Annotated in this window: 16 protein-coding genes; 5 read left to right on the top strand and 11 right to left on the bottom strand. The window is 72.6% G+C overall.

Annotated elements, in window-relative coordinates; translation table 11 throughout:
* Positions 1-255: 255 nt before the first annotated feature.
* Positions 256-2,229, bottom strand: a complete 1,974-nt coding sequence (locus tag ACFZDA_RS16260) for a GTP-binding protein (protein ID WP_391080999.1) — start codon at positions 2,227-2,229, stop codon at positions 256-258.
* 179 nt (positions 2,230-2,408) lie between these two features.
* Here ACFZDA_RS16260 and ACFZDA_RS16255 point away from each other — a divergent pair, with 179 nt between their 5' ends.
* On the top strand, positions 2,409-3,509 hold the full coding sequence (locus ACFZDA_RS16255) for an XdhC family protein (protein WP_391080996.1): 1,101 nt from the start codon (positions 2,409-2,411) through the stop codon (positions 3,507-3,509).
* A gap of 1 nt (position 3,510) precedes the next feature.
* On the opposite strand, the gene ACFZDA_RS16250 is transcribed toward ACFZDA_RS16255, so the two are convergent.
* Complete coding sequence (locus ACFZDA_RS16250; RefSeq protein ID WP_391080993.1) at positions 3,511-4,335, bottom strand: methyltransferase domain-containing protein; 825 nt, start codon at positions 4,333-4,335, stop codon at positions 3,511-3,513.
* Positions 4,336-4,409: 74 nt separating this feature from the next.
* Positions 4,410-4,919 (bottom strand): YfcE family phosphodiesterase, encoded by a 510-nt coding sequence (locus ACFZDA_RS16245; protein WP_391080990.1) that lies wholly within the window; start codon positions 4,917-4,919, stop codon positions 4,410-4,412.
* Between the two features lie 209 nt (positions 4,920-5,128).
* On the opposite strand from ACFZDA_RS16245, the gene ACFZDA_RS16240 reads away from it, so the two are divergent.
* Positions 5,129-7,069 carry a glycosyltransferase gene (locus ACFZDA_RS16240; RefSeq protein WP_391080987.1) on the top strand — a complete coding sequence of 647 codons (1,941 nt, stop codon included), beginning with the start codon at positions 5,129-5,131 and terminating at the stop codon, positions 7,067-7,069.
* A 3-nt stretch (positions 7,070-7,072) separates the two neighbouring features.
* Positions 7,073-7,678, top strand: coding sequence for a dTDP-4-dehydrorhamnose 3,5-epimerase (gene rfbC / locus ACFZDA_RS16235; RefSeq protein WP_391080984.1), 606 nt, complete (start codon positions 7,073-7,075; stop codon positions 7,676-7,678).
* 533 nt (positions 7,679-8,211) lie between these two features.
* Here rfbC and ACFZDA_RS16230 read toward each other — a convergent pair.
* From ACFZDA_RS16230 to ACFZDA_RS16200, 7 genes are all read right to left on the bottom strand, one after another.
* The gene (locus tag ACFZDA_RS16230; RefSeq protein WP_391080981.1) at positions 8,212-9,015 is read right to left on the bottom strand and encodes a class I SAM-dependent methyltransferase; all 804 of its coding nucleotides are present in this window, start codon (positions 9,013-9,015) and stop codon (positions 8,212-8,214) included.
* Positions 9,012-9,890, bottom strand: a complete 879-nt coding sequence (gene rfbD, locus ACFZDA_RS16225; RefSeq protein WP_391080979.1) for a dTDP-4-dehydrorhamnose reductase — start codon at positions 9,888-9,890, stop codon at positions 9,012-9,014. The genes ACFZDA_RS16230 and rfbD overlap by 4 nt, the downstream gene beginning before the upstream one ends.
* A complete protein-coding gene (gene rfbB, locus ACFZDA_RS16220; RefSeq protein ID WP_391080976.1) occupies positions 9,887-10,867 on the bottom strand; it encodes a dTDP-glucose 4,6-dehydratase in 981 nt (326 codons plus the stop codon). The genes rfbD and rfbB overlap by 4 nt, the downstream gene beginning before the upstream one ends.
* Positions 10,864-11,931, bottom strand: a complete 1,068-nt coding sequence (locus ACFZDA_RS16215) for a glucose-1-phosphate thymidylyltransferase (RefSeq protein WP_391080974.1) — start codon at positions 11,929-11,931, stop codon at positions 10,864-10,866. Before ACFZDA_RS16215 ends, rfbB begins: the two co-directional genes overlap by 4 nt.
* 104 nt (positions 11,932-12,035) lie before the next feature.
* Positions 12,036-12,218: a hypothetical protein gene (locus tag ACFZDA_RS16210; protein ID WP_391080971.1), complete on the bottom strand. Its 183-nt coding sequence runs from the start codon at positions 12,216-12,218 to the stop codon at positions 12,036-12,038.
* A gap of 180 nt (positions 12,219-12,398) precedes the next feature.
* Positions 12,399-12,818: a CBS domain-containing protein gene (locus tag ACFZDA_RS16205; protein WP_391080969.1), complete on the bottom strand. Its 420-nt coding sequence runs from the start codon at positions 12,816-12,818 to the stop codon at positions 12,399-12,401.
* Between the two features lie 93 nt (positions 12,819-12,911).
* Positions 12,912-15,362: a SpoIIE family protein phosphatase gene (locus tag ACFZDA_RS16200; protein ID WP_391080967.1), complete on the bottom strand. Its 2,451-nt coding sequence runs from the start codon at positions 15,360-15,362 to the stop codon at positions 12,912-12,914.
* Positions 15,363-15,859: 497 nt separating this feature from the next.
* Here ACFZDA_RS16200 and ACFZDA_RS16195 point away from each other — a divergent pair, with 497 nt between their 5' ends.
* Complete coding sequence (locus ACFZDA_RS16195) at positions 15,860-18,016, top strand: SpoIIE family protein phosphatase (RefSeq protein ID WP_391081723.1); 2,157 nt, start codon at positions 15,860-15,862, stop codon at positions 18,014-18,016.
* A gap of 565 nt (positions 18,017-18,581) precedes the next feature.
* Here ACFZDA_RS16195 and ACFZDA_RS16190 read toward each other — a convergent pair.
* A complete protein-coding gene (locus ACFZDA_RS16190) occupies positions 18,582-19,997 on the bottom strand; it encodes a trypsin-like serine protease (protein ID WP_391080964.1) in 1,416 nt (471 codons plus the stop codon).
* Between the two features lie 741 nt (positions 19,998-20,738).
* Between ACFZDA_RS16190 and ACFZDA_RS16185 the strand changes: the two genes are divergently transcribed.
* Positions 20,739-20,954: a type A2 lantipeptide gene (locus ACFZDA_RS16185; RefSeq protein WP_355842127.1), complete on the top strand. Its 216-nt coding sequence runs from the start codon at positions 20,739-20,741 to the stop codon at positions 20,952-20,954.
* Positions 20,955-21,018 lie beyond the last annotated feature (64 nt).

Genomic DNA, 21,018 nt, shown 5'->3' with positions numbered 1-21,018 from the left:
CCCGGGGGGCCGGGGGCGTCGGTGCCGGGGCGGTCACCCGGGGTGCGGGGGGGGGGGGCCACCCCGGGGGGGGGGGGGGGGGGGGGGGGGGGGGGGGGGGGCACCCCCCCCACCGACAGGGAGCCGAAGAGGACAGCCAGGACAACCAGCAGACGTACTCGGATAGTCGGCATGTCCACTACAGTCCGGTGATTTCAGGACACCGTCAACACCCCTGACTCTGGAGTAAGTTCCCTCTCGGGCAGCGCGCACACCTCAACCGCCCACTCTTCGTGTCACATTCAACAAGTACTCCTTCCTGTTCAGCGGGTTGTGGTCGGTGCGCGGACGCCCGGGAATCACGCCGTGCGTGACGGGCGCGTAGTGGTCGAAGGCGCTCTCCAGTTCTCCCTCGCCGCGCGTCAGCCCCGGCAGCAGGTGTCCGAGGGCGTGCACCCGGGCCGCAGGTACGGTGCCTTCGAGAACGCAGAGGTCGCCCCGGTTCCGCGTGGTCTCCGGTACGGCCGCGAGCCCGGCGAGGGCCGGCAGCAGGGCGCCGAGGGTGTCAGCCGGGGCCTCGACACGGAAGCGGTGCGTCGGCTCGTGGACCCGGGTCCCGGCCCGCCGCAGCGCCTCGGTCAGCACCAGCGGGGTGACGCCCCGGAAGTCGGCTCCGGTGCTCGACATGCTCTTGTCGAAGCCCTGGTGGGCGTGGCTCTGGCGGGGCGAGTAGCCGCTGTGGGTCATGGTGACCGTGCAGTCGGGGACCTGCCAGCCGTGCAGCCCCTGGCCGAGGGTCTCGCGCACGGTGTCCTCGACGGCCTTGAAGAAGGCGTACGGCATGGAGCCGAGCTCCACCTCCAGCCGGAAGGCGACGCCCGAGCCGGCCGGTGCGGGCTCGACGCGCAGGCCGACCGTCGCGAGGAACGGGTTGCCGTCCTTCTTGTCGAACTCCACGGCATGCCCCGTGCCGACGAGCCGTTCGACGCACAGCGGGGTGGTCTCGCGGAAGGTGACGTGCAGACCGTACTCGTCGGCCAGGGTCGCCTGGACGACCTCCTTCTGCACCTCGCCGTAGAGGGACACGGAGGTCTCCTGCCGGCGTTCGTCGTGGCGCAGGCCGATCAGCGGGTCCTGTTCGGCGAGCTGGGTGAGCGCGAGATGCAGGGCGCCTCTGTGCACACCGGGGCCGGGGACGACGACCGTCTCCAGGGTGGGCGGGGCGAAGACGTGCTCGTACGCCGTGCGGGGTTCACCGATCGCGTCGCCGATCCTGATGTCGGCGAGCCCCCACAGCCGGGCGATCTGTCCGGCGGCGACGGCGTCCGCGCGGGTGTCCGTGCCGTGGCCGAAGACGCTGATGCCGGTGACCCGGCCTTCGGCGCCGTCCGCTCCGCAGGGGATCCGGTCGCGGGTGCGCAGGGTGCCGGAGAACATCCGGGCGTAGGCGACCTTCTCCCCCGCCGGGCCCCGCTCGACCTTGAACACCGTGCCGGAGACCGGCCCGTCCGCGTCCCCGCCGGCGGTCGGCAGCAGTTCCTCGATGTCGGCCAGGAGCGCGTCCACACCCGCGCCGGTGGCGGCGGAGCCGAAGTAGACCGGGTGAACCAGGGCCTGTCGGGTCTGCGCGACGAGGGACCTGCGCAGGAGAGCGTCCGTGACGGTGTCCTCGACGTAGGCGGACAGCAGGGTGTCGTCGTGCCCGGTCAGCACGTCGAGTGCGGCGGCCGGGCCGGGCCCCGGAGTGAAACGGGCGGCGCGCGTGCCGAGGCCGGTGGCGGTTCCCATCGGCGCGATCGCTGGTGTCAGGCGGGCCGCGACCGACCGCAGCACCTCCTCGTCCCGCGCCCCGCGCCGGTCGATCTTGTTGACGAAGAGCAGGGTCGGGATGCGCAGCCGCTGCAGCGTCCGCATCAGTACCCGAGTCTGCGCCTGTACTCCTTCGACGGCGGAGATGACGAGGACGGCGCCGTCCAGCACGCCGAGCACGCGCTCCACCTCGGCGATGAAGTCCGGGTGCCCGGGGGTGTCGATGAGGTTGACCGTCACACCGTCGAGCGGGAACGAGACGACGGCGGACTTGATGGTGATGCCACGCTGCCGCTCCAGCGCGAGGGTGTCGGTACGGGTGTTCCCGTCGTCGACTCGGCCGACCTGGTCGATCACCCCGGCCGAATGGAGCAACCGCTCGGTCAGGCTGGTCTTACCCGCGTCGACATGGGCGAGGATTCCAAGGTTGAGCAACTGCACGAAGCGTCATGTCCTTCGGAGAGAGAGCCGTTCCTGTCTGGGGGGACATGGACGCAGTGCGCATCTGGGGCTCCTCGGGACTCGGTGACGTCGTCGACCCGTGCAGTGCAGCAGACCGGCGCGGACGGCCACAACGGAATTAACGGGGTACCCGGTGGGCTGCGTGGAAGGAGCCGGTCGTGCGTGACATCCTCCCGGTGCTCGGCCGCTGGTACGCGGCCGGGCTCCCGTTCGGGCTCGCGACGGTCGTCGAGGTCAGCCGCAGCGCGCCGCGCGATCCGGGCGCGGCGATGGCGGTGGGTCCGGACGGGGAGGTCGTGGGCAGTGTGTCCGGGGGCTGTGTCGAGGGCGCGGTGTTCGAGCTCGCGCAGGAGGTCGTGGCGAGCGGCGAGGCCCGGCTGGAGACCTTCGGCTACAGCGACGAGGACGCCTTCGCCGTCGGTCTGACCTGCGGCGGCGAGATCACGCTACTCGTGCGGCCCGTCATGCCCGAGCGGGATCCCTCCTTCGGCACGGTCGTGGACCGCGTCACGGCCGGAGATCCGGTGACCCTGGCGACGGTGACCGACGGCCCGGCCCCGTGCGGGGCGGCGCTCGCCGTCTGGCCGGACGGGGTGTCGGGCACGCTGGGCGCGGCCGGCCTGGACGCGGCCGTCGCCGCCGACGCGCGCGGCGAGCTCGCTCTCGGTGCCACCGGGCTGCGGCACTACGGGCCTCAGGGGCAGCGCCGTGAGGACTCCGTCAGTGTGTTCCTCCAGTCGTTCGCGCCGCCGCCGCGGATGCTGGTCTTCGGCGCGATCGACTACGCGGCGGCCGTCGCCCGTATCGGGGACTTCCTCGGCTACCGGGTGACCGTCTGTGACGCCCGCCCCGTCTTCGCCACGCCCCGGCGTTTCCCCGAGGGCGTCGAGGTGGTCGCCGAGTGGCCGCACCGCTATCTGCGGGACACGGACACCGACGAGCGCACGGTCGTCTGCGTCCTCACCCACGACCCCAAGTTCGACGTGCCGCTCCTGCAGGAGGCACTGCGCCGGCCCGCCGCCTACATCGGGGCGATGGGCAGCCGCCGTACCCACGCCGACCGGGCGCGGCGGCTGGCCGAGGCCGGGCTCACCGGGCCGGAGCTGGCCCGGCTGCGCTCACCGGTCGGGCTCGACCTCGGGGCCCGTACGCCCGAGGAGGTGGCGGTGTCCGTCGCCGCGGAGATCGTCGCGCTGCGCTGGGGCGGCAGCGGGGCCCCGCTCACCGCCACGCGGGGAGCGGTGCATCCGCCCCGCTGAGTCAGGACCGCGGGTCGTCCTCGGCGGGCCGCCGGCCCCAGGCCGAGATCATCGGTGAGGTGGCGAGGTCGAGGCGCCCGGCCTCCACGCCTGCGAGGTGCCGGTCGATCTCCTCGTCGGTGGCGAGGCCCTCGGCGACGAGCCGGCCCCGCACCTGCCGGACGGTGGCCGCCTCCAGGACGTCGCACGCGGGCGAGGTGATCGGGAAGTAGGCGTCGGCCTCGACCTCGACGAGGCCCGCCTCGCGCAGCAGGCGCGGCAGCCTGCGTCCGTAGGACAGGTCGGCACCCCGCTGCCGCAGCAGCTCACGGAAGCCGGTGCGGAGCCGGTTGGCCAGCTCCTGCTCGGGGCCGTACTCGTCGGGGCAGATCAGCGGCTGGAGCGCGGGGTCGGCGTCCTCCACCAGCAGCCAACCGCCGGGACGCAAGGCCTGGACCATGGTGCGCAGCGCGGCGTCGCGCTCGGCGACGTGGACCAGGACGAGGCGGGCGTGGATCAGATCGAAGGGCCCGGCCGGGGGTTCGTCGCGGCCGACGTCGTGCCGGAGCACCTCGACTCCCTCGGGTGCGGCCGCCTCGGTCCAGGACACGTCGATGTCGGTGGCGAGCACGCGCCCGCGCGGCCCGACGCGCTCGCGGAGCCAGACGGCGACGCTCGGGCCGCCGGCCCCGACCTCCCAGCACCGCCACCCCTCGGCGATCCCGACCTGCTCGAAGTGCCGGAACGTCGAGGCGTCGAAGAGGGCGGCCAGCGCGTCGAATCGCGTACCGGCCTCGGCCTGCCGATTGTCCAGGAGGTATCCCCTGTCCCGCTCGTCCCGCACCATGCGCCGATCATGTCACGGCGGTTCGACGGCGGATCCACGGCGGTCCGGCCGCCGGGATCGGTGCCCGGTTCGGGTCAGCGGGGTGTGCGGGGCGGCAGCCGGTGCAGTTCGACGTCGGTGAGCCGGCCGTCTGCGACGGCGGCGGTCAGGTACGTGCAGTGGGGCTGGCGGCGGCGGTCCGTCGGGGAGCCCGGGTTGAGCAGGCGCAGGCCCGTGGCGGCCGTGGTGTCCCAGGGGATGTGGCTGTGACCGAAGACCAGCACGTCCAGGCCGGGGAAGCGGGCGGCGCAGCGCTGCTCCCGGCCCTGGGCGGGGCCCGTCTCGTGGATCACGCCGAAGCGCAGCCCGCCCAGGTCCGCGTACGCCACCTCGGGCAGCCGGGCGCGCAGGTCCGGCCCGTCGTTGTTGCCGTACACGCCGACGAGCCTGCGGCAGCGCTGCTCCAGCAGGTCGAGGGTGGCCGTGTCGACCCAGTCGCCGGCGTGGAACACGACGTCGGCGTGCGGGAGTTCCGCCAGCAGCGGGGCGGGCAGGGCCTTGGCCCGCTTGGGCAGGTGAGTATCGGACATGAAAAGCAGACGCACCTTCTCACCGTAGAGGCTTCTCGCCGCCCCGCCCGGGAACCCGGCCGATCTTCGAACAGACGGCCTGTGCAGCAGATTTGCCCATGGCCGGAGATGATCACGGGCCGGTCTCGAAAGGTGAGGAGGCATCGCCGACCGGGTTAGCATCGGGCGACACCCAAGACAACAGGACGTCTACGGCAAGCGACCCGAAGGGGCCCGGAAACCCGATGCCGGTCAAGGTCAGCGTCATCGTCCCCGTGTACAACCCGGGGATCTACATCGAGGACTGCATCGCCTCGCTCCAGAGGCAGTCGCTGCCCCCCGACGAGTACGAGGTGATCTTCGTCGACGACGGCTCGACCGACGAGACACCGGCCCGGCTCGACGCGCTCGCCGCCGAGGACCCCCGGATGAAGGTCATCCACCAGGAGAACTCCGGCTGGTCGGGCAAGCCCCGCAACGTCGGCATCGAGGCCTCCCGCGGCGAGTTCGTCATGTTCGTCGACAACGACGACTACCTGGGCGACGAGGCCCTGGAGCGGATGTACGACTACGGCGTGGCCAACGGCGCCGATGTCATCGTGGGCAAGATGGCCGGCAAGGGCCGCGGGGTGCCGGTGGAGCTGTTCCGCCGCAACCATCCGCGCGCCACCGTCGAGAACGCCCCGCTCATCGACAGCCTCACTCCGCACAAGATGTTCCGCCGGGCCTTCCTGGACCGCATCGGCCTGCGCTTCCCGGAGGGCCGGCGGCGCCTGGAGGACCACGTCTTCATCGCCGAGGCGTATCTGCGCGCGGAGAACGTCTCCGTGCTCAGCGACTACGTCTGCTACTACCACCTCCGGCGGGACGACAGCTCCAACGCCGGCTTCGAGCGCTTCGATCCGGTCGGCTACTTCAAGAACCTCCGCGAGGCCCTCGACGTCGTCGAGCGGTACAGCGAGCCGGGACCGGTGCGCGACAAGCTCTTCCGGCGCTGGCTGCGCGTGGAGATGGTCGAGCGGCTGCGGGCCCGGCGCTTGCTGCAGCTGCCGGACGGCTACCGCAGGGAGCTGTTCGCCGAGATCCACGAGGTCGTCGTCGAGCGGTTCGGTCCGGGCGTCGCGGCCGGGCTCCAGCCGGCGCAGCAGGTCGTCGCCGCGCTGACCGCGGCCGACCGGTACGACGACGTGGTGTCCTTCGCCCAGTGGGAGGCGGGTATCGCCCCCAAGGCGGCCCCCGGGAACGTGGAGTGGCAGGGCGGCTCCCTCAGCATCGGCTTCACGGCCGAGTACACCTCCGGCGGTGAGCCGATGACCTTCCCGGCCGACGCCGAGGCGACGCCGCTGGACGACGCGCCGAAGGACGTCACGGAGGCGGTGGAGTGGGTGGCCGCGCAGACCGCGGCGCGCTTCGGCCAGGCCACCGCCGACCTGCTGCTGCGGGAGCGGTCCAGTGCCGCGCAGTTCTTCCAGCCCGTGCGGTTCACGCGCGAGACCGTGCCCGTCGGGGACGGCGAGGAGGTCCGGCTGGTGCTGCGGGCGACCGCCACCGTCGATCCGGCCGAGCTGCCGGGGGACGGCGTCTGGGACGCGCTCGTCCGGGTCAAGCTGGGCGGCTGGACCAAGGAATGCCGGCTGGGCCCGGCGCCGACGGCGAGCCGGCCCACGCCGGACGCCGGGGTCGTCGCAGGCCGTACGGCGCTGCCGTACTGGACGGATCCGCACGGCAACCTCTCCCTGGAGCTCGGCCCGCGCGGCAAGCGCCTCAGGCTGGGCCGCGTGCAGCAGTCCGCCGTCACCGTCACCGGGGACCAGGTGCGGGCGCGGCTCCCGCTGTTCGTCCCCGGCGAGACACGGGTGCGACTGCGGTTCGTGTCCGCCCAGGAGATCTTCGAGGCGTCCGGCACGCTCTCCCCCGCCCCGGGCGGGACGGAGGCGGTGCTGGCGGCGGCCCTGCCCGCGGAGAGCCTCTCGGGCGGGGTCTGGCGGGTGGCCCTGTGCCTGGCCCCGGACACCGCCCGGCCGCTGTACACCGGGCTGCCTTTCGCGCTGCGCGCGGCGGGCGGGCGTGTGCGGGTGGTGCCCGTGCCGCAGCCCGGTGTCGCGCTGCGGGTGGCGCGGCGTGCGCGACGCGTGCTCGGTGCGGTGCGCCGGAAGGTATCCCGTCTCAGGATCGGAGGGCAGTGACACATGCGACCACTGGGGATGGAGGGCGCCTGGGTTCTGGAGCCCAAGATCTTCCCGGACGAGCGGGGCAGCTTCCACGAGTGGTACCGGGGCGCGGAGTTCCGTGAGGCCACGGGCTACGACCTGTCCCTGGCCCAGGCCAACTGCTCGGTGTCCCGGCGGGGCGTGCTGCGCGGCGTGCACTTCGCGGATGTGCCGCCCAGCCAGGCCAAGTACATCACGTGTGTGCGCGGTGCCGTCCTGGACGTGGTGATCGACATCCGTGTCGGCTCCCCCACCTACCGGCAGTGGGAAGCCGTACGGCTCGACGAGGACACCCGGCACGCGGTGTTCCTCGCGGAGGGGCTGGGCCACGCGTTCATGGCCCTGACCGACGACGCGACGGTGGTGTACCTGTGCTCGACGGGCTACGCCCCGGAACGCGAGCACGGCATCCACCCGCTCGACCCGGCCCTGGGCATCGAGTGGCCCACCGGAATCGAGCCGCTCCTCTCCCCGAAGGACGAACAGGCCCCGACCCTGGCCGAGGCGGAACGCGAGGGCCTGCTGCCGTCGTACGAGACGTGCCTGGCGTATTACGAGGAGCTGCGGGGGCAGCGGGAGGGCTGACTCGACCACGGCACGTGGGGCGTCGCGGACCCGGACGGGGCGGCGCGCGACGCCCGAGGCTGCCCCGGAAGGCCGGGCGGTGTGTGGGGCGAGGGCGCGCGGGCGCGGTTTGGTGGCGGGGCAGCATCCGTGCGGGCAGGAGGTCCTCGGCGAGGGCGTACGCGGGTGACGTGCCCCGGCCCTGCGGACCCCGTTCGGACGAGGACGAGGGCTGCCTCGCGGTCCCGCACCTCGTGCTTGCGCCCGGAGCAAGCCGGGCCGTCTTGTGCGCGTGCGGGGCCGGGCGGCGCGCGGTTCTTGGGGCCGGCGCCCGCCGCAGCCGGAGAGGTTCACTCCCCCGACACACACCGGAGCCGGTCCGCGCGGCCCCTGCGACACGCCGTAGGACCGGCCCGCGCAACACCCCGACACGTCGAACGACCAGCCCGCCCAGCGCAGACGGCACACCCCGCAGAGCCCGGGCACGCCGCGGGCCCGGGCGCGTGTGGCGCCCGGGCCCGGATCCGCAGGGACGACCGACCGTGCCAGAGGGGTCAGCGGCTGACGCCCACCTGTTCCAGGGCCTTGCGCAGGGGCTCCCAGCCGATGGAGCGGGGCAGACCGCGGTTGCGGGCCTGGACGAGGGGGCGCCAGAAGCCCGCTTCCACGAGGGCCTCGGGGCGTACCGCGCCGGCCCGCTCCAGGATCGCCTCGGGGACCTTCTGGGGGTCGGGGATCTTGTACTCGGCCATGATCTCGTCGTACTTGTCGTGCAGGACCCGGTTGTTCGGGTCGGCGCCGAAGACGACGAGCTGGCCGGTGGGAGCGGTGTCCACCTGGATCGTGACCAGGTCGGGGCGGTAACGCGCCAGCACCTCGGTGATCTTGAAGACGTCACCGGTCCAGGCGTTGGTGTGCCGGTCCCGGGCCGCCTCGTCGATGCTGCGCGGCAGCATGTCGTCGAGGACGATCACACTGGACCAGTCCGAGTACTTCTCGACGTTCATGAAGTCGCGCAGTGCGAACTCGAACAGGTGCATGCCGTCGATGAACGACAGGTCCAGCGTCGTCTTGCGCCAGTAGCCGATCGGGCTGCGGCCGCGGCGCAGGTTGCGCAGCGGGTGACGGCCGCCCTTGAGGTGCTGGAGGGGGTTGTCACGCGCGAAGAAGTCGTCGCTGGTGGCCTTCACCAGGTGGACGTCGCATTTCAGCTCCGAGACCACCTTGAAGGCGGGGTCGATGGCGATGCTGGGGACGCGGGACAACGTCAGGCTGCGGCCGTCGTTGACGCCGATCTCCAGGTAGTTGCGATTGGCGCTGACCTTGTGCAGTTCCCGGAGGAACTCATGGCGTTTCACGAAGGGGGACCTTCCATGCGGATACGGGGCAGTGCTTCGTGCAGGGCGGAGCGCCAGTCACGCGGCAGCGGCAGGCCGATGTCCTGCCACCGGCTGTGCGCGAGGGCGCTGTACGCCGGGCGGGGCGCGGGCCGGGGGAAGGCCGCGCTGCTGGTGGGGCGCACCCGGTCCGGGTCGGCGCCGACGAGGGAGAACACCTCGCGGGCCAGCTCGTACCAGGTGGCCTCGCCGGAACTGGTGGCGTGGAAGACGCCGTGCGCGTCCGGGCCGAGCCGTACGCCGAGGTCGGCGATCCGCTCGGCGACGTCCGCGCTCCACGTGGGCTGCCCGCGCTGGTCGTCGACGACGTCGACGGTGTCGCGGCGGGCTTCGAGACCGATCATGGTCCGCACGAAGTTAGCGCCGTGGACCCCGTAGAGCCAAGCCGTGCGCACGATCGCGCTCGCCCCGGGCAGCTCCTCCAGCACGGCCTGCTCACCGGCCAGCTTGGTGCGGCCGTAGGCGCTGCGCGGGCCCGTCGGGTGATCCTCCGGGTAGGGCGTCGTGCGGGCGTCGCCGGAGAAGACGTAGTCCGTGGAGACGTGGATCAGGCGGGCGCCGTGCGCGGCGCAGGCCCGGGCCAGCAGGCGCGGTCCGTCGCCGTTGATCTGCAGCGCGCGGGCCTCGTCGCTCTCGGCGTCGTCGACGGCCGTGTACGCGGCGCAGTTCACGACCACGTCGGGCCGGTGGTCGCGCACGGCCGTGTCGACGGCGTCGGACCGGGTGATGTCCAGGGCCGCCCGGTCCAGGCCCGCCACGTCCTCGCCGCGCCGGGTGAGTTCCTCGACCATGTCACGGCCGAGCATGCCGCCCGCCCCGGTGATCAGCCACCTCATGCCCGCTCCTGGGCGACGCGCTGCTTGAGGGGTTCCCACCAGGCGCGGTTGTCGCGGTACCAGGCGACGGTCTCGGCGAGGCCGGTGGTGAAGTCGTGGCGGGGGCGGTAGCCGAGTTCGTCGCGGGCCTTGGACCAGTCGACGGAGTAGCGCAGGTCGTGGCCCTTGCGGTCCTCGACGTACTCCACCCGGTCCCAGCCGGCACCGCAGGCCTCCAGGAGCAGCCCGGTGAGTTCCTTGTTGGTGAGCTCGGTGCCGCCGCCGATGTTGTAGACCTCGCCGGGCCGGCCCTTGGTGCGGACGAGGTCGATGCCCTGGCAGTGGTCGTCCACGTGCAGCCAGTCGCGGACGTTGCGGCCCTCGCCGTACAGCGGCACCGTGTGGCCGTCGAGGAGGTTGGTGACGAACAGCGGGATGACCTTCTCGGGGAACTGGTGCGGGCCGTAGTTGTTGGAGCACCGGGTGACGCGCACGTCCAGGCCGTGGGTGCGGTGGTAGGCCAGGGCGAGCAGGTCGGAGGAGGCCTTGGAGGCCGAGTACGGGGAGTTCGGCTGCAGCGGGTGGTCCTCCGGCCACGAGCCGGTCTCGATGGAGCCGTAGACCTCGTCGGTGGAGACGTGCACGAAGGGGCCCGTGCCGTGGCGCAGGGCGGCGTCGAGCAGGGTCTGGGTGCCCAGCACGTTGGTGCGGACGAAGTCGGCCGCGCCGGTGATCGAGCGGTCCACATGGGACTCGGCGGCGAAGTGCACGACCTGGTCCGCGTCGGCCATGAGCTTGTCGACCAGTTCGGCGTCGCAGATGTCGCCCTGGACGAACTCCAGCCGGGGGTGGCCGAGTTCGAGGTTGTCGAGGGTGCCGGCGTAGGTGAGTTTGTCCAGCACGGTGATGCGCGGCGCGCCGGGCGTGTCCGGGGCGAGCAATGCGCGGACGTAGCGGGAGCCGATGAACCCGGCAGCGCCGGTGACGAGGAGATTCATGAAGTGATCTGCACCTTGCTGTGGTCTCCGAGGACGAAGCGGTGGGCGCTGGGGACGCTGGGGGCCGGCGTCACCTCGACGTGCCGGCCGATCAGCGAGGCCTCGATCCGGCCGACGCCCTGGATCGAGGAGTCCCGCAGCACGATGGAGAACTCGACTTCACTGTCGGTGATCCGGCAGTTCTCCGCGATGGAGGTGAAGGGGCCCACGTAGGAGTTGCCGATGACGGTTCCGGAACCGATGACGGCGGGGCCGACGATGCGCGAGTTGACGATCCGCGCGCCTTCCTCCACCACCACGCGCCCGATGGTCTCCGACGCGGTGTCCACGTCACCGTCGATGCGGCGGTCCACGCCCTCCAGAACCATGCGGTTCACCTCGAGCATGTCGCCGACGTTGCCGGTGTCCTTCCAGTAGCCCGTGATGACCGTGGAGCGCACGTCGGCGCGGGAGTCGATCAGGTGCTGGATGGCGTGGGTGATCTCCAGTTCGCCGCGCCAGGACGGCTCGATGGCGCGTACCGCTGCGTGGATGCGGGGGGTGAACAGGTAGACGCCGACCAGGGCGAGATCGCTCTTGGGTTCGCCTGGTTTCTCCTCCAGGCCGATGACCTGGCCGGAGGGGTCGAGTTCGGCGACGCCGAAGGCACGTGGGTCGGCCACGCGCGTGAGCAGGATCTGGGCGTCGGGCCGGCTGCCGCGGAACTCGTCGACGAGGTCGGTGATGCCGCCGACGATGAAGTTGTCGCCGAGGTACATCACGAAGTCGTCGTCGCCGAGGTAGTCCCGGGCGATCAGTACCGCGTGGGCCAGCCCCAGGGGTCTCTCCTGGGGGATGTAGGTGACCTTGAGGCCGAACTGCGACCCGTCGCCCACCGCCTCCTCGATCTCCGCGGCCGTGTCCCCGACGATCATGCCCACGTCGGTGATGCCGGCCTCGGCGATCGACTCCAAGCCATAGAACAGCACGGCCTTGTTGGCCACTGGTACCAGTTGCTTGGCCGACGTGTGTGTGATCGGCCTCAGTCTTGTTCCTGCGCCGCCGGACAGCACGAGAGCCTTCATTCGGCTCACCTTAGTCGTGATCCGGCGGATGTGAACATCACTTCTTTTGGATGCCGATGCGCGGAGTTGGGCCTCTCGTCACCGCGCGGTCCCCTGGGGAACGGTCAGTCCTCGCCCAGGACGATGTTCCAGTCCGGCTCGGAGCGCGCCGTCCTGGTGATGGCCCGGTCCTCCACGGCGGGGAGGCAGGTCCGCGGCGCGGCCTCGCCGCGCAGGCGGCGTGCCTTCGACCAGCCGGTCTCGGGCCGTCGGGTGAGGGGCTTGTCACTGGTCTCCATGGTCGTCACGGCTCATCATCTTCCTTCTGCGTCCGCTGCCGTTCGAGTCCCCGTGAACCCTCCGGACAAACCCGTGTCATGACGTCTCGGCCGGGCTCCGAAGTCCCGTGCGCCTCAAGGGTGTTGCCCGCGCCATGCGCCGGTCCCGCGCACGGTGCGTGCGCGGGACCGGCCGGCCGGGTGCGGTCGTCAGGTGTTGGGACGCGCGGCGCTGATGTCGCCCAGCGCCGAGTCGGGGTCGCGCTCCATGGCCATGTCGCCCAGGGAGACGATGCCCACGGGGTGGCCGTGGTCGACGACGGGGATACGGCGCACGGAGTGCTCGCGCATCAGCTCCACCGCCTGGTCCAGGTCGTCGTCGGGGCTGACGGTGACCAGGTCGTCACTGCACGCGCCGGCCACGGTGGTCCACTCCGGGTCACCGCCCCGGCTGATCGACCGGACCACCAGGTCACGGTCGGTGACCACGCCGCGCAGGTCGTCACCGTCCGTCACGAGGACGACGCCGAGGTCCTCGTCGCGCATGATGCGGGCCACCTCGGCGACGGAGGTCTGCGGCTCGACCGTGGCCGGATCGCTGGTCATGATGTCGCGGACATGCTGAGCCATGACGTTCCCCTTCCTTCGGCTCGGGTTCTCCGTCCTGCGCCGCCCGGGTACCCGGCGAACCGGCCACGGTCACCAGGTGACCGTGGCCGGTGCTCACCGCCCCAGTACCAGCTCCGCCCACACCTGCTTGCCGCCGCTCACCGGCAGGGTCCCCCACGTCGCCGACAGGGCCTCGACGAGGAGGATGCCCCGGCCGCCCGTGGCCTCCCAGCTGATGCTGGCCGGCCGGACCGGGCTGCGCGGGGAGGCGTCGGCGACGGCCACGCGCAGGCGCTTGTTGATGAGCGTGAGGTCCATACGGACCTGGCCGTCGGTGTGGACGAGGGCGTTGGTGACGAGTTCGGACACGACGAGCAGGACGGCGTCGACGTCCTCGGTGACGCCCCAGGAGCGCAGGGTGCGCCGGGCGAAGCGGCGGGCGTGCCCGACGGCCTGCGGGACGCGCCACACCGTCCAGCTCTCCCGCAGCGGGCGCAGGTCCATGCCGTCGTAGCGCACGAGGAGCAGGGCGACGTCGTCGCTGCGCGGGGCGTTGCCGAGGAGGGCGTCGGCGACGAGTCCGAGGTCGGCGGGGGCGGCGTCGGCCAGCCGGCCGGCGAGGCGATCCATGTTCTCGTCGATGTCGGTGCCGGGCGTCTCGACGAGCCCGTCCGTGGCCAGGGCGATCACGGTGCCGGGCGCCAGGCGCAGCGGGCTCATGGGGAAGTCGGCCTGGGTGATCACCCCGAGGGGCGGGCCGCCCTCGGCCTCCGCGATCTCGGTCCGGCCGTCCGGGTAGCGCAGCACCGGCGGCAGGTGCCCGGCGCGCACGCACCAGGCGGAGCCCTCCTCCAGGTCGATGTCGACGTAGGCGCAGGTGGCGAAGAGGTCGCTCTCCATGTCCATGAGCAGCCGGTTGGCGTGCCCGACCACCACGTCGGGCGGGTGCCCCTCGACGGCGTAGGCGCGCAGGGCGGTGCGCATCTGGCCCATGAGGGTGGCGGCGCCCGTGCTGTGCCCCTGGACGTCGCCGATGATCAGGGCGACGTGGTGGTCGGGCAGGGGGATGACGTCGTACCAGTCGCCGCCGAGTTCGAGTCCCGCCGTGCTGGGCAGGTAGCGGGCGACGGCCACCGCGCCCGGCAGCAGGGGCAGGCGGCGCGGCAGCAGCTGGCGCTGGAGCATGCCGACGAGTTCGTGTTCGGCGTCGAAGGCCCGGGCCCGCACCAGGGCCTGCCCGGCGAGGCCGGCGCAGGCGGTGAGCAGGGCGCGCTCGTCGGTGCCGAAGTCGTGCGGGGAGTCCCAGCCGATCAGGCAGGCTCCGGCCATGCGGTTCCCGGCGGGCAGCGGCAGGACGGCGAGACCGCCGGGGCCGACCTCGGCCAGGGCGCGTTCCAGGGGGCTGCCGGCGGGCCAGATCCGGGCCCGGCCCTCGCGCAGCGCGGCGGCGAGGGTGGGCATGGCGCGCACGGGCGCGTCGGGCCACTCGCCGCGCCACTCCGCGCGCCACACCTCGGGCCAGCTCTCGGGTTCGGGCGGGTCGAGGACGGTGACGACGAGCCGGTCGCTCTCCAGCTCGGCGAGGGCGATCCGGTCGGCCCTGAGCGGCCGGCGCAGGGCGGCGACCACGGCGTTGCCGACGTCGCGTACGGTGACGGCGGTGGCCAGCGCGGTGGCCAGGCGCTGGACGCGGGCCACGTCGGTGACGTCGGAGCGCAGGGTGGAGGCGTCGGCGACGGTGCCCACGAGCCGCACCGGGCGGCCCTCGCCGCCGGGCAGGAGACGCCCGCTCAGCCGGAGCCACTTCGGCGGCCCCGTCGGCTGGAGCACGCGGAACTCCAGCTCCCGGTCGCCGATGGACATGTGGTCCGCCTCCACGACGGACATCAGCGAGGGCAGGTCCTCGGGCACGGTCAGGCCGAGCAGCGTCTCGACCCGGCCGTCGAACTCCACGGGGTCCAGGCCGAACAGGTCCAGCAGATCGTCGCCGACCCGGACGCGGCCGGTGTCCATGGCGAGGCTGAAGGCGCCCGGCGGCAGCTCAGCGCCCTCGGCGGGCGCGGCCGGGGCGGTGAAGGCGACCGCCTCGGAGACGAGCTCCAGGCACGCGCGGTCGTCGGTGTCGAACCCGGCGGGACGCTCGCTGACGGCGAGCAGGCAGCCGCCGCCATTGCCGTGCACGGGCAGGGCCATCAGATGGAAGTCCCGGGACGGCACGCGCCGCGCCTGGGCGTGCTCGGCGAGTTCGGCCGGGCCCATCGAGACCGGCCGTCCTTCGCGGTGCGCCTCGGCGACCGGGGACCGCCCGGCGCCCGGGTAGCTGTCGCGCAGCCCGTACAGCGTCCTGGGCGCCCCGGCCGACTCGACGAGGCCGAGCAGTTCGCCGTCGTGGCCGGGCGCGTATACGGCGACGAACGCGGCACGGGCGAAGACGAGTGCCTGTTCGAGGGTGCGGTGAACCCGTTCGGGCGACTCCTGGTCGGCCGCGATCGCTTTGAGGGCACTTTCGGCACGCAGCGTTCGCGTTCCGCGCTCGTGTGCGCCCTCACTGACCACGTTGGCCATTACAGCGCTTATGAGACACCCGCGCAGCCCCTGTGGGCGTTCCGTGCAGCCGGGCCGGTGCGGGCGCCCGGAAGCCACGGAACACGTCTTTACCCATGCGTCCCCACGGTGTTCTCGTGACAGGCGTGACGGTCCGGCCCCGTCGCGTGGCCGGAACCGGCAGCGGGGGCTGGACCCGGTCGAGGGCGTCCTCGCGGCTCGGCCCGCCGCGCCGAACGTGTGCTGGTCATGGACGTCCGGAGCACGGCCCGGGGCGGCCAAGGGAGCTGATGCGGACCTCGGCGCTGCAGCGGGACCTCGTCGGGAGCTGGTGCCGCGCACACGTCCGGCCGCACGCGGCATGGGTCGCGGCGGTCGGGGTACGCGGGCGCCTGCAACGGTGCCGCGTGCCTGTGACCGACGGTAGCCAGGCCGATCCCCCGGGCCGCTCGTCGTGCGCGGCGGGCTCCCAGGGAGGACATTTGTTCCTGAGTCCGGTCGCACGGCCGTGCGAGGAGGTGGTCGGCGTGTCCGACGGGCAGTCGTCCACGCAGGCGCCGGCAGCCGCCAGGACGTCGGTGGGCCGTCCCCTGCTGTCCCTGGCGCTGGCCTCGATGATGGACGAGGTGCACGCCCACTCCGGCGCGGTGTACCTGCTGGGGCCGGACCAGCCGGTGCTGCAGATGGCGGTGATGGCGGGGCTGCCCCGGGCGTTCGCGGCGCCCTGGGAGCGGGTGGGGCTGAGCGCGCCGATCCCGGTCGCCGACGCGGCCCGCGAGCGGCGGCTGGTGTGGGTGGGCGGCGAGGAGGAGATGGCCCGCCGCTACCCGCGGATCGCCATGGTGCTGCCGTATCCGTTCGCCTTGGCCGCGGTGCCGGTGGCCACCGAGTCCAGCGTGTACGGCGCGGTGTTCGTGACCTGGCCGGGCGGGCATCCGCAGGAGCTGTCCGACCGGGAGCGCGAGCATCTGACGGCGGCCTGCGGGCGGCTGGCGGTCCGGCTGGAGCGGGCCGCCGAGCACAGCATCCCGCCGCACTCCGAGACCGATCTGGTCGCCTCGCCGCTGGTGGGCGGGATGGCCGGCACGCTCGGCACGGTCGAGGCGGCCCGGATGGTGAGCCGGCTGCCGTACGGGCTCGTCTCGCTGGATCTGCACGGGCGGATCGGGTTCGTCAACGCGGCGGCGTCCGAGCTGCTGAACGTCCCGGTCAGCCGGCTGCTCGGCACGCAGCTGTGGGCGTCGGTGCCGTGGCTCAACGACCCGGTGTACGAGGACCGTTACCGGGCCGCGCTGATCAGCCAGCACACCGCCTCGTTCGTGGCGCTGCGCCCGCCCGGCGAGTGGCTGTCGTTCCGGCTGTATCCGAGCACGACGGGCCTGAGCGTTCGGATCACCCGGGCCCGAGCCGTGGCGGAGATGAACCGGGCCGCACCGCCGCCCGACGGGACGCCTACCCGGCTGGTCACCATCACGCAGGTGCTGAACCTGGCCGGTGCGCTCACCGAGGCGGTAGGGGTGCAGGACGTGGTGCAGCTGGTCGCGGACGAGATCGCCCCGGCCGTGGGCAGCCAGGCCCTGGTCCTGCTGGGCTCGCGGGCCAACCGGCTGCGGGTGCTCGGGCATCGCGGGTACCGGGACCCGGCCGTGGTGGAACGGTTCGACGGGATGCCGCTGACCGAACCGACCCCCGTCACACAGGTGCTGCGGACGGGTGTGCCCGCGTTCTTCGAGTCGCAGGAACAGCTGGAGCGCCTCTACCCGGCGCGGGGCGCGACGCCCGACGGGTTCGCGGCCTGGGCGTATCTGCCGCTGGTCGCCCAGGGCCGGCCGGTGGGGACGTGTGTGCTGTCCTACGCCGAGCCGCACCCCTTCCCGACGGAGGAACGGGCGGTGATGACCAGCCTGGCCGGGCTGGTCGCCCAGGCGCTGGAGCGGGCACTGCTCTACGACGCCAAGCACCGGCTCGCGCACGGCCTCCAGGAGGCGCTGCTGCCGCACTCGCTGCCGTCGCTGCCCGGCATCGAGGCGGCCGCCCGCTACGTGCCGGCCACGCAGGGCATGGACATCGGCGGCGACTTCTACGACCTGGTGCGCACCCAGGGCATGGCGGCGGCGGTGATCGGGGACGTACAGGGCCACAACGTCACGGCGGCCGGGCTGATGGGGCAGGTCCGTACCGCGGTGCGCGCGTACACGGCCGTGGGCCAGGCGCCCGAGGAGGTCATGCGCAGCACCAACCGGCTGCTGCTGGACCTGGGGGCCGACCTGTTCGCGAGCTGCCTCTACCTGCGGCTGGACCCGGAGCGCGGCCGGGCCGTGATGTCCCGGGCGGGTCATCCGCCGCCGCTGCTGAAACGCCCGGACGGGCGGGTGCGCGTGCTCGACCTGGCCGGCGGTCCGCTGCTGGGCATCGACGCCGCCGCGGTGTACCCGACGACGGAGGTCTCCTTCGCCCCCGGCTCCCTGCTCGTCCTCTACACCGACGGGCTGGTCGAGTCCCCCGGCACCGACTTCGAGGAGGCCCTCGCGGTGCTGGGCCGTCGCCTGACCGACGCCGGGGACCAGCCGCTGGACGAACTGGCCGACAGCCTCGTCCGCCCGGAGCACCACCGCGCGGACGGGGAGGAACGGCTCGACGACATCGCCCTGCTGCTGCTCAGGGCCGTCGGGTAGGGCCCGGGACGTTCCGCTTCGCTCTCCCGCGGAGCTGCGCCGACACGCGACCGGGCCGGTCCTCCCGCCGAAGGACCGGCCCGGTCCACCGCCGCCCGGAACCGCGAAAGCGCGACTCGGGCCGGTCGGTGGCTTCGCACGCCGGTGGACGCCGCGGCCCCGGAACCCCGTCTCGGCCCGGTCACCGACCGGAACGCCGGCGAACGCCCCGGCCCGGAGCGCGTCTCAGTCGGCTCGGCAACGGGGAACGCCGACAGACATCTCGGCCCCAGAACCGCCCAAGCACGCCTCACGCCCCCGACAACCGGAAACTCCGACGGACGCCCCGACCCCGGAACCCCGCCTCAACCCGATCACCGACCGGAACGCCCACGAGCACCCCGGCCCGGAGCGCGTCTCAGTCGGCTCGGCAACGGGGAACGCCGACAGACATCTCGGCCCCAGAACCGCCCAAGCACGCCTCACGCCACTCAGCTGCCGCAAACGCCGGTGCGCCGGCCCGGTCCCGCCAGGAAGGGGGCGGGACCGGGCCGGCATCGTCGGACCGGCTGCCGACGTCTTCGGGTCAGCGGGACTCGGTCAGACCGGACTGGTCCTCGGCACCCTGGCCCGCGTCCTGGCCGGCGCCCGCTTCCTCGCCGCCGGCCTGCTCACCGGCACCTGCTCCGGCACCGGCTCCGGCCTCTTCACCGGCTCCGGCTTCCTCACCGGCACCGGCACCCGCGCCGGCGTCACCGCCCGCACCGGCCTCGCCGGCTCCGGCCTCCCCACCGGCGCCCGCTTCCTCACCGGCACCGGCGCCCGCGCCGGCGTCGCCGCCGGCACCGGCTTCCTCGCCCGCACCGGCATCTCCGCCCGCGCCGCCCGCGCCGAGGGTCGCGCCGACCGCCTCCAGGGCGGTGGTCACCGGCTGGAAGAACGTCTCGCCGCCGGCCGTGCAGTCACCGCTGCCGCCCGAGGTCAGGCCGATCGCGAGACCGTCCTGGGTGAACAGCGAGCCGCCGCTGTCGCCGGGCTCGGCGCAGACGTCGGTCTGGATGAGGCCGGTGACCGTGCCCTCCGGGTAGTTCACCGTGGCGTCGAGGCCGAGGACCTGGCCGTCGTTGAGCCCGGTGGTGCTGCCCATCCGGAAGACCTGCTGGCCGACGGTCGCCTCAGCGGCCTCGGTGATCTGGACGGTCTGGTCGCCGGTGTTGACCTCGCTGGGCGCCTCGGTCGCCGGGTCGTCGTACTTCACGAGCGCGAAGTCGCCGTCGCCGGGGAAGGTCGCCTGGTCGACGGTGGCGATCGGCTGGCCGCCCTGCGTGTCCGACCACTCGTTGCCGCCGAGCGTGCAGTGACCGGCCGTCAGGAAGGCCGGCGAGCCGTCGCCCGCGGTGACGTTGAAGCCGAGGGAGCAGCGCGAGCCGCCCGCGAAGATGGCGTCACCGCCCGAGACGAACGGCTTGAAGGTGCCCGAGGACTTCTTGAGGGTCGCCATGCCGGAGCCGAGGCTCTGCACGGTGGACTCCAGTCTGTCCCACTTGGCGCCGGTCACGGTGCTGTCGGCCGTCACCAGAAGCTTGTTGGTGACGGGGTCGATCGACCACGAGGTGCCCGCGATGGTCGCGTCCGACTTCAGGGTCTGCGCCCCGCTCTTCAGCTCCGACCAGCTGTTGTCGACCTCGCGGACCTTCGCACCCGCCGCCTTCGCCTTCACGACCACGTTGTTGTTGTCGCCCGGTACGACGTTGACGACGAGCTGCTGGCTGTCGCTGTCGTAGTAGGAGCCGCCGAACGCCTCACCGAGGAGCCCGGGGAGCTGCGAGGCGAGATCCGAGGCGTCGCCCGCCTTCAGGGTCTTCGGCGCGGCCGCCGCGTCGTCGGACGAACCGTCCTGCGAGGCGTTGGCGTTGGGGAGCAGGATCGCGGCCGCGCCGAGCGCCACCACACCGCCCGCCGCTATCGCGGCCTTGCGCTTCGGAATTCGCTTGTGACTCAAACTTCTCTCCTCCTGAGGGACGGAGTACGTGCCGCCGTCCGGCAGTTTCGGGGGGCGCCTGGATGGCTGTTGGTACGCATGGGCCCTCCGGGGCGTTCAATTCCGTTTGCAAGTGATCCGTTCGCATCGCGAAATCAGCCAACTCCCGCACCCGAGCACCAACCGCACGGTCTGCGACCGTCCTGGTCACAGCGGCACGCTGGAGAGCGCGAAGGGCGCGGACCCACGCCCGCCCATGGCCGGATGACGGCGTTTCAGCCACAGCTCCAGTGACGACCCACCGAACGAACACGATCCGTATCCAACTGGAAACGATCTGTTGCGATCGCCGAGTCGAATCCCACCTTCAGCGAATCTGCACACCGAATGCTCAACCCGGTCACCGAGTCGAGGATTGACCACGCGCCGGCCGCGTCGGACACGCCTTTGGGGCGGGAGTGCCGGATTCGCCGCTCCCCGCGACAAGGGGCCCGATGAGCCGATGCCGTGACGCATGTGAAGAACCGGCCACGAAGGCGTGCGCAGACCTGCACTCTTCGGTGCGGCTGGGGCGCAAGTTGCCTGGTGAGACGGGTGGTTGATTGGAAGCCCGTGCCCGCAGCGTGCTTTGATCCATCGCACCGCAGGGGCCGCACAGGGCACTCGGAAACGGGAGTCCGGCCTCGCGGTCGCGGCCGTCATCTGTCCCCAGAGGGGGCCGCTCCCCCCTTGTGAGATATCCATACGAAGGGAAGTTCCATCATGAACTCCACCCCCCAGGTTGAGACCGTCGAGATCGCCGACGCCGAGCTCGACGCCGTCTCCGGCGGCCTGTCCGTGAACGCTGTCAACACCGTCACCGACACCGTCGACGGCATCGCTCCGGTTTCCGGCCTGGTCGACACCGCTGTCGGCACGGTCGAGGGTGTCACCGGCCTGAACACGGCCCCGGTCACCAACCTGGTCTCCGGTCTCTGATCGAGCCCCAGTGCCGTTGACTCCCGGAGCCGCAGCCGGCGGTTCCGGGATCTTCGGGTGCCGT

This window comes from Streptomyces sp. NPDC007991, from assembly GCF_042958445.1.
Classification (GTDB): Bacteria; Actinomycetota; Actinomycetes; order Streptomycetales; family Streptomycetaceae; genus Streptomyces.
Note: the sequence above shows the minus strand (reverse complement) of the source record. Positions and strands in the feature narration are given on the sequence as shown.

Excerpts from the sequence above, each read along its gene's own strand:
- ACFZDA_RS16200 (WP_391080967.1), bottom strand. The coding sequence starts at position 15,362 with ATGGCCAACGTGGTCAGTGAGGGCGCACACGAGCGCGGAACGCGAACG.
- rfbB (WP_391080976.1), bottom strand. The coding sequence starts at position 10,867 with ATGAATCTCCTCGTCACCGGCGCTGCCGGGTTCATCGGCTCCCGCTAC.
- ACFZDA_RS16215 (WP_391080974.1), bottom strand. The coding sequence starts at position 11,931 with ATGAAGGCTCTCGTGCTGTCCGGCGGCGCAGGAACAAGACTGAGGCCG.
- ACFZDA_RS16205 (WP_391080969.1), bottom strand. The coding sequence starts at position 12,818 with ATGGCTCAGCATGTCCGCGACATCATGACCAGCGATCCGGCCACGGTC.
- rfbD (WP_391080979.1), bottom strand. The coding sequence starts at position 9,890 with ATGAGGTGGCTGATCACCGGGGCGGGCGGCATGCTCGGCCGTGACATG.
- ACFZDA_RS16250 (WP_391080993.1), bottom strand. The coding sequence starts at position 4,335 with ATGGTGCGGGACGAGCGGGACAGGGGATACCTCCTGGACAATCGGCAG.
- ACFZDA_RS16185 (WP_355842127.1), top strand. The coding sequence starts at position 20,739 with ATGAACTCCACCCCCCAGGTTGAGACCGTCGAGATCGCCGACGCCGAG.
- rfbC (WP_391080984.1), top strand. The coding sequence starts at position 7,073 with ATGCGACCACTGGGGATGGAGGGCGCCTGGGTTCTGGAGCCCAAGATC.
- ACFZDA_RS16240 (WP_391080987.1), top strand. The coding sequence starts at position 5,129 with ATGCCGGTCAAGGTCAGCGTCATCGTCCCCGTGTACAACCCGGGGATC.